The organism is Ruegeria sp. L11, assembly GCF_056531755.1.
In genome coordinates, this window is the sequence record NZ_JBQFMI010000004.1 from 52,566 (window position 1) to 66,742 (window position 14,177).

Annotated in this window: 14 protein-coding genes; 5 read left to right on the top strand and 9 right to left on the bottom strand. The window is 59.3% G+C overall.

All coding sequences use genetic code 11. From position 1 onward, the window contains the following. Positions 1-131: 131 nt before the first annotated feature. From ACR0CE_RS10135 to ACR0CE_RS10145, 3 genes are all read right to left on the bottom strand, one after another. A complete protein-coding gene (locus tag ACR0CE_RS10135; protein ID WP_480832216.1) occupies positions 132-2,420 on the bottom strand; it encodes a glycosyl hydrolase family 28-related protein in 2,289 nt (762 codons plus the stop codon). Positions 2,421-2,558: 138 nt separating this feature from the next. Next, a complete protein-coding gene (locus tag ACR0CE_RS10140) occupies positions 2,559-2,960 on the bottom strand; it encodes a DUF4864 domain-containing protein (protein ID WP_480475250.1) in 402 nt (133 codons plus the stop codon). 48 nt (positions 2,961-3,008) lie between these two features. Continuing rightward, positions 3,009-4,583, bottom strand: a complete 1,575-nt coding sequence (locus tag ACR0CE_RS10145; protein WP_480832218.1) for a lysine--tRNA ligase — start codon at positions 4,581-4,583, stop codon at positions 3,009-3,011. Between the two features lie 219 nt (positions 4,584-4,802). Here ACR0CE_RS10145 and ACR0CE_RS10150 point away from each other — a divergent pair, with 219 nt between their 5' ends. Beyond that, the gene (locus tag ACR0CE_RS10150) at positions 4,803-5,279 is read left to right on the top strand and encodes a hypothetical protein (RefSeq protein ID WP_480492798.1); all 477 of its coding nucleotides are present in this window, start codon (positions 4,803-4,805) and stop codon (positions 5,277-5,279) included. Between the two features lie 118 nt (positions 5,280-5,397). Continuing rightward, on the top strand, positions 5,398-5,820 hold the full coding sequence (locus tag ACR0CE_RS10155) for a tellurite resistance TerB family protein (protein ID WP_209507905.1): 423 nt from the start codon (positions 5,398-5,400) through the stop codon (positions 5,818-5,820). 29 nt (positions 5,821-5,849) lie between these two features. Here the strand turns inward: ACR0CE_RS10155 and dacB are convergent, their stop codons facing one another. From dacB to ACR0CE_RS10170, 3 genes are all read right to left on the bottom strand, one after another. Next, positions 5,850-7,328 (bottom strand): D-alanyl-D-alanine carboxypeptidase/D-alanyl-D-alanine endopeptidase, encoded by a 1,479-nt coding sequence (gene dacB / locus ACR0CE_RS10160; RefSeq protein WP_480832221.1) that lies wholly within the window; start codon positions 7,326-7,328, stop codon positions 5,850-5,852. Positions 7,329-7,394: 66 nt separating this feature from the next. Next, on the bottom strand, positions 7,395-8,015 hold the full coding sequence (locus ACR0CE_RS10165; protein WP_480483271.1) for a nicotinate-nucleotide adenylyltransferase: 621 nt from the start codon (positions 8,013-8,015) through the stop codon (positions 7,395-7,397). Positions 8,016-8,047: 32 nt separating this feature from the next. Beyond that, the gene (locus ACR0CE_RS10170; RefSeq protein ID WP_348540357.1) at positions 8,048-8,515 is read right to left on the bottom strand and encodes an MOSC domain-containing protein; all 468 of its coding nucleotides are present in this window, start codon (positions 8,513-8,515) and stop codon (positions 8,048-8,050) included. Positions 8,516-8,655: 140 nt separating this feature from the next. Here ACR0CE_RS10170 and ettA point away from each other — a divergent pair, with 140 nt between their 5' ends. Then, on the top strand, positions 8,656-10,323 hold the full coding sequence (gene ettA / locus ACR0CE_RS10175) for an energy-dependent translational throttle protein EttA (RefSeq protein ID WP_010442471.1): 1,668 nt from the start codon (positions 8,656-8,658) through the stop codon (positions 10,321-10,323). Positions 10,324-10,847: 524 nt separating this feature from the next. On the opposite strand, the gene ACR0CE_RS10180 is transcribed toward ettA, so the two are convergent. Both ACR0CE_RS10180 and ACR0CE_RS10185 read right to left on the bottom strand, forming a co-directional pair. Beyond that, positions 10,848-11,447, bottom strand: a complete 600-nt coding sequence (locus ACR0CE_RS10180; RefSeq protein WP_480538943.1) for an REP-associated tyrosine transposase — start codon at positions 11,445-11,447, stop codon at positions 10,848-10,850. Between the two features lie 136 nt (positions 11,448-11,583). Beyond that, positions 11,584-12,021: a hypothetical protein gene (locus ACR0CE_RS10185; RefSeq protein WP_480832223.1), complete on the bottom strand. Its 438-nt coding sequence runs from the start codon at positions 12,019-12,021 to the stop codon at positions 11,584-11,586. A gap of 531 nt (positions 12,022-12,552) precedes the next feature. On the opposite strand from ACR0CE_RS10185, the gene ACR0CE_RS10190 reads away from it, so the two are divergent. Continuing rightward, positions 12,553-12,759, top strand: a complete 207-nt coding sequence (locus tag ACR0CE_RS10190) for a cold-shock protein (protein ID WP_209506380.1) — start codon at positions 12,553-12,555, stop codon at positions 12,757-12,759. A 168-nt stretch (positions 12,760-12,927) separates the two neighbouring features. Further along, positions 12,928-13,482, top strand: a complete 555-nt coding sequence (locus ACR0CE_RS10195) for a L,D-transpeptidase (protein WP_267367020.1) — start codon at positions 12,928-12,930, stop codon at positions 13,480-13,482. Between the two features lie 18 nt (positions 13,483-13,500). On the opposite strand, the gene ACR0CE_RS10200 is transcribed toward ACR0CE_RS10195, so the two are convergent. Continuing rightward, positions 13,501-14,127 carry an arylesterase gene (locus ACR0CE_RS10200; RefSeq protein ID WP_480483262.1) on the bottom strand — a complete coding sequence of 209 codons (627 nt, stop codon included), beginning with the start codon at positions 14,125-14,127 and terminating at the stop codon, positions 13,501-13,503. Positions 14,128-14,177: the final 50 nt, after the last annotated feature.

Below are 14,177 nucleotides of genomic sequence, written 5' to 3' on the forward strand. Positions count from 1 at the left end.
CATTTCTTTCCCCAAGCCTAGCACATCAGATTGAAACGTCGCCTATTTCCTTGCCGATGCGCCAATCAGCGCTTTTCTGCGCCCGTTTGTCAGGCGGCTGGCCACCCCGGAATGGGCGGCCAGCCGCTGTTTCAACGCTCCATGCGCATCGTGACCGAGACTTCGCCTTTCAGGTGATCCGGCCAGCGCAGAATAAGACTGTCGCCACTGACCCCCTGTTCGGTCAGAACATGAGGGGCCGAATAGACAAGGTTGTTGAACACCCCGGTCAGCGACCCGATGGCAGTGACCCCGTCGCAGCCGCGCGCCTTGCCGCCAAATGGCAATTCGCCGTTTGCCGAAACAGTCCAGACATTCGCGACCGAGTTCTGCTGGCTGCGGATGCGCAGCGGGTTCGAGGATCTCTTGCCAATCCCGTGATAGGTATTGTTCTCGTAGGTCACGTTCGAATGCCTGTTATTGTCCAGATCGGCAAAAGACGTATCGACCCGTTCCGCCCGGTCGATCGAACCGCTGGTGGCGCGGAACTTGTTCCCGGTCACCGTCACGCCATTCAGGTAATGGCCAGCGCCATAGGGGCGGATGATGATATAACTGAACCAGGCCGGTGCATCGCTTGAGAAAAAGATATTGTCCGTGATGCTCATCGAACTGAACGAGAAACCACTGGTATAATTCGGCGCCGCATCGCGTTCGTTGGTCCATTCGATAAAGCAGTTGTCGACATAGTTCTCGGCAATGGTCGAAGTGTTGTAGGTGCCGATCATGATCAGCCCCGCGGTACGGACCCCCTGCGGGATACCGTCGCCCTGAAAGAAATGGTTGCCCAGAACCAAATTAGTACCGCCGCCCAGAACGGCAAAATGCTTGAACCGCACCGCCTGATTGTGACGCAGCTTCACATCGTTCGAGTTGGTGTTCAGCCCGATGGAATTCCGGTCCGTCACGTCAAGCGCTTCTTCTGAGGAAAGGAACTGGCAATTGTCGATCAGCAGCCCCTTGCACCCCGTCGCGGTCGAGGTCAGGCCCCGATCCTTCGGGCGACTGATAAAACAGTCTTTCAACGAAAACGTACTGCCCGAGGCCGCCAGACGAATACCGCTGCACCGGCTGTTGCACTGAAACTCGATCTGTTCCATGCCGAATTTCCGCAACGTATCGAAACCGCTGAAATCCAGCAGGTATTTGAACGACTGAAAGGTAAAGGTCTGGGTACCGGCGGCGTCATAGATGGGTGCACTCAGGGTTATCTCACCGGCACCTATGTTTTTCGAGCGCACGTAAACCTCACGCCCGACACCACTGCCTTCAACCAGCGATCCTACCGGAATATTGGCCACATTGGCGACATTGGTCAGGCGTGTCTTGTCCAAGGGGTCATAAGTAGCGACAGAGGTGAAGGTTTCGGTGTCCCAGGCGGTACCGCTTTTGACATCGAACTGCCCGTTGCGGATCACGCGGCGCGTGGAAAAGCCGCTTTGCTTGTTGGGAACCGCAGCGGCCATGTCGATTGGCGCGGAAACGGAAATCTTGCGCCCGCCAAGATCCAGCGAGTCGTGGTCCGAGTTGTTCAGCAGCGCCTGAAACGCCTTCTTGAAGGCCAGCTCCTCATCTCCGAACGCCTCAATATATGCGGGCAGATGGAAATCCTTGGTCAGCAACAGCATCTTGTCATCCGGCATGGTGACGGTGCCTTCGAATTCAATCTCCGCATCGATGCTGGTGTTTTCCGCAAGGTGATAGATGCCTTGCGGAACAAAGACCCGGCGGCCACCGGCCGCCTGATCCGCCGCCTCAAACGCAACCGAGTCATCCGTCACACCATCACCAACGGCACCAAAGTCGCGCACATCGACCAGGCTGATCATCTCGCGCAGAAAGAACCCGGTGACATCGGTGATCTCAAGATCATCGACACGCACCAGCGCGCCGTTGGCCCCTTCGATATCCAGGCCGAAATGCCCGTAAAGGGCGGCAAGCCCCCAGGGCATGTCCACGCCCGGGCGCTGGCCGGTGCCGACAATCGCGGTGATCTCGTGAACCGTGCCATAGCCCGACAGCTGGGTGGCAGGCCCCTGTTCCACAACACCGGCCACATGCACATCACCCGCGCCACCGGCCCAGGCTGCTATGCGCACCGACGGCAACGGGCCGCTGATCGCCTTGACCCGGGCTTTGATCTGCAAATAGCAACCGGGCAGGATCGGCGTCTGCCCCATGTAACGCAATTGCTGGGTTGTGTTGACCTTCAGGATCTCAAGACAACCGGCAAAATCCGCATCCGCCGGAACAAACACGCCCGTGCCGGACCCGCCATATGTGGGCGACCCGGGCGTTCCGTCCCCCGCACACCAGACCGTCAGACCATTCGCGAATTGAGGCGGCATGAACACGATGCCGTCGGTGATTGCCTTGTTCATTGAAAACCCTTTCCCAATCGCGTCGCGCAAATCCGGCGACGCGTTCAAACCCCGTGTTCAGGTCCGCCCCGAACGCGACAGTCTGGATATCGAAAAGGAATTAACCACGGCTCATCTCACCGTGACGGTGGTGTTGCCTCAGGCCGCAGGGTCAGCGGCACCCAACAGTTGCACCCCGTTGATCTTCCAGCCTTCCGTCAGCGGGATCATCTGATAGTCCAGAAGATGCACCCGCCCGTTACCGTCCGTAATCATCACCTTCTGCCACAGCGCGCCATCGACCTCGCGCAGTTCCAGAAAACGCACATCGGCGGGGCGCCAGACCATGGGATAGCCATTGCGCACCATCGCGCCGAAATTGTCGGGGTTTCGGAACAGACGCTGGATGCTGGGGCTGGCAAAGGTGAAGGCGGTCGCAAAGTCATCCGCCCGGAAGGCCTGTATCTGTGCCGCGATATTGGCCTCGATCTCGGCACTCTGCGCAAATGCGCCCGACGCCAGCCCGGCGCTCAGGGATAATGCAAGCAGTAGTCGACGCATGGGGCCACCTCCTGTTCCAAGGATAGCCCCATGCCGGTTCAGGTCAAATCAGACCAGCTCTCCGGCCAGTGCCTTGTCGATCAGCGCGATGGTCTCGGGCACGCCGTAAAGCGCGATAAAGCCCCCGAAACGCGGCCCTTGCGAGGCCCCCAGCAGCACCTCATAAAGCGCCGAGAACCACCCTTTCATTGGATCAAACCGCTCGCGGCCGATGGCATAGACCACCGATTGCAACGCTTCATCCTCGGTCGGGCCATCATATGCCTCAAGCGCCGCCTTCAGCGCTTCCAGCGCCTCGCGCTCCTGATCCGTCGGCGCGCGATGCTTACGCGTCGGTTTGACGAAATCGTTGAAGTACCGCACGGCGAAACCGGCTGCCTTGTCCAGATCGGGATGGCTCTCTGCCGTTGCCTCGGGCGCATAGCGGCGAATAAAGCCCCACAGCGCCTCCTTGTCTTCGGCACCGGAAACCGATGCCAGATTGAGCAGCATCGCAAAGGGAACGATCAGGGTCGATTCCGGCACGTCGCCGCCGTGGATATGCCAGACCGGGTTGTTCAACTGCGCCTTCAGGTCCTGCCCCGGATAGGCGCGCAGCTGCTGATGATACTCATCATAGGCTTTCGGGATCACGTCGAAATGCATCCGCTTGGCCGTCTTGGGCTTTTGGTACATGAAATAAGCCAGCGACTCGGTCGGCGCATAGGTCAGCCATTCGTCAATCGAGACACCATTGCCCGACGATTTCGAAATCTTCTGTCCGTTCTCGTCCAGAAACAGCTCATAGCTGAAATGCTCGGGCGCGCGGCCACCCAAGGCCCGGCAGATCCCGTCATAGATCTTTTCGTTGGTCGCGTGTTCCTTGCCGTACATCTCGAAATCAACGCCCAGTGCCGCCCAGCGCGCCCCGAAATCCGGCTTCCATTGCAGCTTCACGTTGCCGCCGGTGACGGGAACGGTCCATTCCTTGCCGTCTTCATCATCGAAGGTGACGGTGTAGGTCTCGGCGCAGACCTTTTTCATCGGCACATACAGAACCCGCCCGGTTTCCGGGTGGATCGGCAGGAAGATCGAATAGGTCTGCTGGCGTTCTTCCCGCAGGCTTTTCAACATGATGGCCATCACGTCGTTATAGCGTTCAACCGCACGCTTCAGAATCTCGTCGAACTGGCCCGAGCGATAAAAGTCGCGCGCCGAATAGAACTCGTATTCGAACCCGAAGGTATCAAGGAACCGGCGCAGCATCGCGTTGTTGTGCTCGCCAAAGCTGTCAAATTCGCCAAACGGATCAGGAACCGAAGTCAGCGGACGCTGCAAATGCTCTTCCAGCGCCTCGGGGTTCGGCACGTTGCTGGGAACCTTGCGCATCCCGTCCAGATCGTCCGAAAAACAGATCAGCTTGGTCGGGATGTCCGACAGCGCCTCAAAGGCACGCTTGACCATCGTGGTCCGCGCCACCTCACCGAACGTGCCGATATGCGGCAGGCCCGACGGACCATATCCGGTTTCAAACAGCACATACCCCTTTTCCGGAGCACCTTTCTGATAGCGTTTGAGCAACCGGCGCGCCTCTTCAAAGGGCCAGGCCTTGGACGACATCGCGGTTTCGCGCAGTTCAGACATTTCAATGTGCTCCATTGGGGAAACGGTCGCGGTTGCACCACGCAACCCGACCGGCCCCTCCTATTGTGCCAGTGCAGCATGAGTCAATGACAGGCAACACTTTTCGCGATCCTGCGGCACCAGATCACTGGCGCCACCCCGCAAGGACTGTCAGTTTTCCCAATAGGCACACGACCCTTCTTCCTCCACGTCCAGGCGCGAAAGCAACTCATGTACAGAATGAAACCCGGTGTTAAGAAAGACCCCGAGCGCAGGTGGGCGCTTCCGGACCGTATATTCTTCGGCAATGGCGCCTGCCACATACTCGCTGGCGTCTATCTGAAGATGTCGCCTCTGCCCGGTTTTTATGCAGAAAGAATTGTCCCTGCCGAAGGGTTTGCCGGAAGCCACATTTACGTCACCAATGGCTTGCTCGCGTTCGATTGCCACGGGTATACGATCCGGAACCGGCTTGTCAGGTATTACACGAACAATTGGGCCGGCGAATATGATGAAGGGTGGAATTGCTGGCTGGAACTGGTGAATTTCGACCTTCTGAGTACCGCAGATCTGAATGCACGCAAGTTTCTTGGCCCCGACCAGTACAGATATGACCCGGTTGAGCGGGCACAGAACTATCTCGCACGGATTGACCACAAAAATGCTTCAGAGAAAACCATGCTCCGGCACCTCCGGGTTATGCCCGACCGGGGTTAAACAGAATTCCTAACCCCCAGAACCTGCTTTTCCGCCTCAAATCACGAGCTAGGTGTTGAACCTCACCGCCCCCCCTCATATCGTGCGCGATCAGAAACACCCAAGCAGGATGCCCCGAATGACCGAGCAAGTTCCCCACCCGATGTCCCCACAGGATTGCCTTGTGGCGATCATGGTTGCGATCTCGGCCTCCGACGAAACCATCCGAACCGCCGAGCTGGTCAAGATCGAGGTCGCCGTGAACATGTTGCCGGTTTTCGCCGGGTACGACATCGACCGGATGCGCCACGTGTCGCAGGTCGTGTTTGACCTGTTCGAACAGGAAGACGGGCTGGATGCGCTGTTTGGCCTGATCCGGGACAACCTGCCCGAACGCCTGAACGAAACGGCCTATGCTCTGGCCTGTGACGTCGCCGCCGCTGACGGAACGCTGGCCGAATCCGAACTGCGCCTGCTGGAAGAAATCCGGTACGAGCTGAACATCGACCGCCTGCACGCGGCCGCGATCGAGCGCGGGGCTAGGGCGCGCCACACCGTCTGACGCCCGCTGCTTCAGGCCGGTTTCAGGTTTCAGCTTCCGTAAAGTGATCCCCAGCGCTCCAGCAAGGCGCGCTGCAATTTCCGTGATCTGCTGTTCCAGCTGCGTGCGCCATCCGGGCGCTCACGCTGCGCGCGTGGGATCGTTGCGCGATGGTCCACGTCGGCGGTGAATATCGCGAATGCCAGATCGACCCCGTCCGCAGTTGTCAGGAAACCACCCAACCCGGATACAAAGTTCAATGTCCCTGTCTTGGCATCAACCTTGATCGGGTGGTTCTTGACGGGCCGCCCGTTCCGGTCGGTCAGTGCAAAAGGTTTCATCAGGGGCCGCAACATCCCCGACTTCTGTGTTGCAACAAGGGCCGCAACCAAATCCGCCGGTACCATGCGCGAGGCATCGCTCAGTCCCGAATGATCGACCATGGCGATTCCGGTCACGCCGAAACGACTGGCGGCCCACCGGTTCATCTCGGCTGCTGATTCCGCCAGGGTGTGCGGGTCAACACCGCGCGCCCTGGTCGCGGCCAGCCCGACCATTTCGGCCGTCAGGTTGGTCGAGTATTTCAGCATCCCGCGCAGGACATGATCCAAGCTGTCGCTGCGATGCACTACAAGATCGACGCCCCGTACGCTCTGGCGTGTCACCTGAACACGCTTCAAAACGATCCCGTTCGACCGCGCCAAGGTGCGAAACACATCGCCCGCGTACAAAGCGGGCTTGCGCACCGGCAACCAGCGGGCCCCGCCATTGCCCAGCGCGCCCTTGGCCACGGTCCAGCGATCCTGCCGCGCGCTTGCCTGATAGGTATAGATCGGCAGGCTGCGATCCTCGACCCGCATGGCCGAGACATCCACTGCAGGCACATAACGCTCACTGCGGGCATCCATGGTTATGTCATAGCCATTGCCTGCGCGTTTCCATTCGAAATGGACGCGGTTGAAGTTCAGGGAAATGCCGCTGACGGCCGGGCTATAGCCCACATGATCCGGCTGTTCGGGATCGATGCTGAACACATAAGGCAACGCCCCGTCATAAACCTTGAACGCGCCGCGCACTTCGATAATCCCGGCCTCGCGCAAATTGGCCGCCATCGCGGCCAGCGCATCCGTATCCAGCAGCGGGTCGCCGCCCCCAACCAGAATCAAATCGCCGTGCAGAACGCCGTTCTCGATCCGGCCATCCGCCACCAGGCGGGTCTCGAACCGGTGTTCCGGCCCCAGAACATCCAGCGCATAAAGCGCGGTCATTGCCTTTCCAACGCTGGCCGGGGGCAGACTTGCGCCCTCGCCAAACACTTCCAGTTGCGCCCCGGTCGCCACATCCGCAACCGCAAACACAACTTCGCCTTTCAGGCCTGCTGCGGCCACCAATCGCTCGGCACCGCTTAATATGACCCCACGCGCCTGCGGCCTCAGCGATACAAGCGGTGCCTGCGCAAGGCCCGCTGCCGGGATCAGGGACGCCCCTAATCCCCCCAGAAACAATCGACGTGAAAAACGACCAGCCATAGCCGAATTAAAATCCCACAGATCAAAAGCACACAACCACTGTGTTAGATTATGCGCCCGTTGGGGCTATTCCGGCAACACTTCCGCGCCCCATTCCCCGCGCGTCCGAAGATCGGTCGAACTGACATCGATCATCGGCACGTTCACGAAACACCACGCCGGGGCCTGTGCCTGCCCCAGAAGATGCCGCGCCTGCCCGTCGATCCGGTACTTCGCATAAACCCGCGCCGCAGGCGACATCCGGGCCGAGATCCGCTCGCCCGGCCGCGCCACCACGCCCACCGGCACAGTGTCCATGATCAGCCGCCAGTCTTTCCAGCGATGAAACTGCGCCAGATTATCCGCGCCCATCAGCCAGACAAACCGCACCTGCGGGTAAAGCCGTCTGAGCGCTGTCAGAGTGTCCGCCGTCGCCCGCGTGCCGACCAGCGCCTCGATATCCGTCACATCCACCTTCGGATGCTGCATCACCTGACGCGCCGCCGCCATCCGCCGCGCAATCGGCGCAGGCCCCCGCTCTTTCAACGGATTGCCGGGTGACACCAGCCACCACACCCGATCCAGCCCAAAGGCCTTCATCGCCTCACGCGTTACATGCACATGGCCCCGATGCGGCGGATCGAATGACCCGCCGAACAGCCCAACGACCTGCCCGGGCCGCGCGTATGGGATGTCGTATCGCTCCATACCCTGCTGATGTTCAGAACCGGGCCGCGTTGTCAATCAATCGGTTGCACGGCGTCGCCCAGCGCAACCCGCCCCGGCCTGACAACTTCGGCGCACCATCCCCCATGCCCCCGCACGGCAGAATAGCCGCCCTTGCCCAGCGCCTCTTCCATCCGGCTGCACGGCGCACAGATCACGGTAAAGCGCAAAACGGCCTCACCCACCTGCACCTCGCGCCCCTTGAGCGCGGCAAGATTGATCCCCGAAACCACCAGATTGCGCCGCAGGGTTTCCGGGGCCACGGGTCCCTGCCCCAGATAAGACCCAATCGCCGCCAGATGCTCCTGCTGGATCAAAGAAACCGCCCGCTTGCCCGCATGGCCCCGGTCGCCTTCCAGCCCATCGGCCGAGACCACCGCCTCCCTCACCACCTCCACCCCAACCCGCCGCTCGGGCCGGACGCCTATCCATTCGACACGTCCTGGCTGCGCCCAGCCTGATATCAGTTCCGCCAGTTCCACTACTTCATGCCCTTCATACAGCCCGGCAAACCTAGCCCATGCAGATACGGGACGAAATTCACAAAACCACCAGCTTGCCCCGCCCGCCCCGCTCGGATATCCAGCGTTTCAACCCAATTTCCCGACCCAGAGGACGCGACATGGCCGCCTATCAATATGTCTACCACATGCAGGGTGTCTCCAAGACCTATCCCGGTGGCAAGAAGTGCTTTGAAAACATCCACCTCAGCTTTCTGCCCGGCGTGAAAATCGGTGTTGTCGGCGTCAACGGCGCCGGTAAATCGACGCTGATGAAGATCATGGCCGGCCTCGACACCGACTTCACTGGCGAAGCTTGGGCGGCTGAGGGCGCCAAGGTCGGCTATCTGCCGCAGGAACCGCAGCTGGATGAATCGCTCACCGTCCGCGAAAACGTGATGCTGGGCGTGGCCGCGAAAAAGGCCAAGGTCGACCGCTTCAACGAGATCGCCATGGAGATCGCCGAGAATTACTCGGACGAGCTGATGGAGGAAATGACCACCCTGCAGGACGCGATCGACGCGGAAAACCTCTGGGACCTCGACAGCCAGATCGACGTCAGCATGGAAGCGCTGCGCTGCCCGCCGGACGATGCCAACATCGCCAACCTCTCGGGCGGTGAGAAACGCCGCGTGGCGCTCTGCAAGCTGCTGCTCGAAGCGCCCGACATGCTGCTCCTGGATGAACCGACCAACCACCTGGACGCCGAGACCATCGCATGGCTGCAACAGCACCTGATCGACTACAAGGGTACCATCCTGATCGTCACCCACGACCGTTACTTCCTGGATGATATCACCGGCTGGATCCTCGAACTCGACCGCGGCCGCGGCATTCCGTACGAAGGCAACTATTCCGCATGGCTGGAACAAAAGGCCAAACGGCTGGAGCAGGAAGCCCGCGAGGACAAGTCCAAGCAGAAAACCCTGCAGCGCGAACTGGAATGGATGCGTCAGGGCCAGAAGGCCCGTCAGGCCAAATCCAAGGCCCGGATCAACGCCTATAACGAGCTGGCCGAACAGTCCGAACGCGAAAAGCTGACCCGTGCCCAGATCGTCATCCCCAACGGCCAGCGCCTTGGCGGCAAGGTGATCGAGGTCGAAGGCCTGTCGAAACACATGGGCGACAAGCAATTGATCGAAGGGCTGGATTTCGCCCTGCCCCCCGGCGGCATCGTCGGCGTCATCGGCCCCAACGGTGCCGGTAAATCGACGCTCTTCAAGATGCTCACCGGTCAGGAACAGCCCGACAGCGGCACCATCACGCTGGGCGACACGGTCGAGCTGTCTTATGTCGACCAGTCCCGCGACGACCTGAAAGACAACGACACCGTGTGGGAAGCGATCACCGGTGGTGCCGAGATCATCCAACTGGGCGACGCGCAGGTCAATTCCCGCGCCTATTGCTCGTCCTTCAACTTCAAGGGCGGCGACCAGCAGAAAAAGGTCTCGCTGCTGTCAGGCGGTGAGCGTAACCGCGTCCACATGGCTCGCCTGCTGAAAGAGGGCGGCAATGTCCTGCTGCTCGACGAACCCACCAACGACCTCGACGTCGAAACCCTGCGCGCACTGGAAGACGCGCTGGTCGATTTCGCCGGCTGCGCCGTCGTCATCTCACACGACCGCTTCTTCCTCGACCGGATTTGCACGCATATTCTGGCCTTCGAGGGCGATGCCCATGTGGAATGGTTCGAGGGCAACTTCGAGGATTACGAAGAGGATAAGAAGCGGCGGTTGGGGCCGGACGCGCTGGAGCCCAAGCGGTTGAAGCATAAGAAGTTTGCGCGGTAAACTTTGTCAAGAACTTGGGAAAGAATACCTGAAGACGTCCCCTTTCTGGACGGCGAGAGAACGATTGATTTCGTCATAGGCGAATACGAATATTCGTTGACACTTCGACCTCTTTCGCCCAACAAGCTGCTTTTCGCGGATGACAGCCGAACCGAAGATTGGATCGTGGAAATTGTCAAAACAAATGGAGAATTGCTGCAGTTGCATGGATGTGCGTTCAGCGTTCCTGGCGCGGAATACACCGACTGCTGGTTCGAATTGGAAGTAGGCTCAGTAGCCAAGGTTACCTATTGGGGAGACCAAACTTTACTGAGAACCGACAAATCCAAACAAGCTTAGCAAGCGTAAGTTAAGTGCTCGCTCCCCTCACGCCAACTGGTAGGCCGGGCTTCAGCCCGGCACCCCTCGAAACACCCACACTTTTACCAACATACGCCGATGAATGGCCTCAAAACCCTTCAATCGCCTCAAGGGGAATGGTGGATGCCGGGCTGAAGCCCGGCCTACGGGGGGTGTTCTTTGTATCACGGCTCTCCGAATGCGCCGTCCGTCACACCGCCGCTCCATTCCGGATCAACCCGGCCCGCACGGATATCGCGATGGATCGACGAATACGGCCAATCGGTTGAATGCTCTACCAACCCGTGTTTGACCGGATTCCCCCAACAATACGCCATATGATTGCGAAAATCCCGTTCGTCACGAATGGTATGTTCCCAAAACCGACGCTGCCAAACGGGCGCTTCGCGTTTGTTGGCCCGTAGGCCGGGCTTCAGCCCGGCATATCTGCCAAAGGTCACAACGGGCAGAACTGTCGGTATCGGTGCCGGGCTGAAGCCCGGCCTACGGTTTGCCTTGTTCACGCGCATGGTAAACCGAGCTTTGATCGCACCCCACCGCGTGGAATAATCCGCATCCCCCGGCGGCAAGGACCACACCGCGTGCAGGTGATCGGGCAACACCACAAACGCATCACACCAAAACGGACGCTCCCGCTGCGCTTCGGCAAAAGCCGCGCGCAGATGTGCGACCTCGCGGATCAACAGGTCTGACGACCGGTCGGCCAGCGAAACCGTAAAGAAATATCTGGCTCTGGGAATGCGGGCGCGGTGATAATCACTCATGCGCGCAAGGTGGCGCAGGTATGACTACCAAGTGGTTAACAAACACGCCTTTGCAGGCCATTGCCGCAGGTCGGCAGTCCCACCAACTTTCGGTGTCCCATATCACAGCATTCAAGGATGATTGCAGGTGCAGCGCTTACCCGGATCGGTTGCCACGCAGCCGTCCAAAACCAAACAGCCCCGTCAGCGCCCCAACCAGCAGCAGCCAACTGGCCGGAAGCGGCACGGCCGAGACGTTCACGTCCACCGGCGTTTCATCGGACCCGGGCTCATTGCACCACAGCTCGCAGAACTCGGGCCCGGAATCCTCCTCGACCTCCGTCCGTTCAGCCAAAACCTCCAGCCAATGCTTCGGCCTTCCACGTTCAGCCAAACGAGGACGTCTTTCCTTACGGCGCGGCTTCTCTTTCGCGAAGACTGGCGCCTTCAACTCGCGTTCGAACTCAAAAGTGTTGAAAAATCTGACACCGCCTTCACGCGCGCCCGGCATCGAACCCTCTGTCCCATATGGAACAGTCAGGGCCTGCGCGGCTCCGGCCCAGCACAACAAGGTTATCGTACAGACTACTTTCATATCCGCCCCCACGGCTGCCTGAAAGTATAGCACCGGATCGCAGATTTTCCAAACATAGTGATTGATGAATAATAACCGTCAGTTGTGAGTAGACTCCCGCTCAACCGGTCAGAACAACACTGGTCCTGAACACGTGCCTGCAACCAAAAAGTGTCGCCCTCCCGCGCAGGCGTGGCCCGTGGTGACCGCTCTGGATGGCTGACCGGGAACGTGTGGGTCCGGGTTTTTCACCGCCGTCGCGCGTATCAACACACAGGGTGATCAGAGCGCTCGGGACGCTGTCAAACACCGCCAAATCAGCCTGAAACCCATCAGCGGATTCTTGTACAAATTGGGCTTTCTGCCTTCTGGCCCCTGTACAATCCGTACAAACCACTCTTGCCACAGGCTTACCTCAATGCCATATGCAAGGTGCTAACGTTTTTCTATTTCGACCTACTGTCTCCTTCTACGGCGCTCAGTCTATCGATCCAGACCTACGACGCCAGGCTGCCGCAACTCCGTGGGCAGCACCAAACAGGAGACACGGATATGCCAGCAGGCACCGTAAAATGGTTCAACACCACCAAAGGCTACGGCTTTATCGCGCCCGAAGATGGCGGCAAGGACATCTTCGTCCACATCTCGTCCGTCGAACGCTCGGGCCTGACCGGTCTGGCCGACAACCAGAAAGTCACGTACGAACTGCGTTCGGGTCGTGACGGCCGCGAAAGCGCCGACAACATCCAGCTTGCATAAGCTATTGAAAGGATGAGGGAAACCCCTCATCCTTTTGTTCAACCGCTGCCGTTTCGGTGGCTGTTTGATCACATCACGGATGCGTGATGCTTGCCCCAGAATTGACCAAATAACATATCATGATGAAACTGACTCTTAGGTTTCATTGGTCAATTGATGAGGGTTTCGATGTTTACACGCCGAGTTTTTCTGGCCGGAACAGCGGCCACGCTGCTGCCGGGCGTTGCCAGCGCCAAGAAGGCGGTCGAGTATGATCCGACACCGCAATTCGTGCGCATCAAAAAGCAGTTTCTGCCCGGGCAGCTGCTGGTCGCCCCCCGTTCATTCTATCTTTACTATGTCACCGAACCACGCAAAGCGATCCGCTATGGCTGCGGCGTCGGCAAGGCAGGTCTGGAATTCACCGGCACCGCTACCATCGATGTGAAGAAGGAATGGCCGACCTGGCGCCCGACCCAAGAGATGATCCAACGCGATCCGGTGGCCTACGCAAAATTCAAGGACAATGACTATGTCCAGCCGGGAGGTGGGGATAACCCTCTCGGCGCGCGCGCGATGTATTTGTTCCAGAACGGTGTCGATACCTATTTCCGAATCCACGGCACGACACAGCCACAAACCATAGGCAGGGCGGTGTCAAACGGGTGTATTCGGATGCTGAATGAACATGTCATCGATCTGTATAACCGGGTCCCCATCGGAACGGTTGTTACGGTCGTCTGATCGCTATCACGGGGATGGCTAACCTTCCCCGCCCGCCTGCGTCACGAGTTGCAGCACGGACGGACCCATTGCGTCGACGATCTTCGCCACCCCTGCCGCATTTGGATGAATGCCGTCCGATTGCATGAAGTGCGATACGGCCGCGGGGTCGCCCTCCGCTGCAAGCCCCTCGAAGAAACTGCTGAAAAACAGGACTTCAAACTCCTGCGCCAGCGCAGGGTACATGCCATCGAATGCCCGCTTGTATTCAGCACCGTAGTTGCCCGGCGCCTGCATTCCGATCAACAAGACAGGAACCTTCGCATCGCGTGCAACCTCAAGGATCTTGCGCAGATTGGCTTGCGAAACAGCAGGATCGATCCCGCGCAACACGTCATTCCCGCCTAAGGCAACGATCATTCCGTCCACATCCGGTGTCAGGGTCCATTGCACCCGTGCGGCACCACCCGCCGTTGTATCGCCCGAGACACCGGCGTTGATAACCCGGACATCTGCGCCCTGCGCCTGCAACCAACGGTCAAGCTGGGGAACAAACCCGTTCTCCTCCACCAGCCCGTAGCCTTGCGTCAGCGAATCCCCAAGGGCTGCAATCGCCACCTGTTCGGCTGTGGCCGCAAAACCGCAGAAAACAAATGGACTTGCCATCAAAACCTTGCGCAATACGGTGATCACTCCATATCCCAAAAACCGCTCCT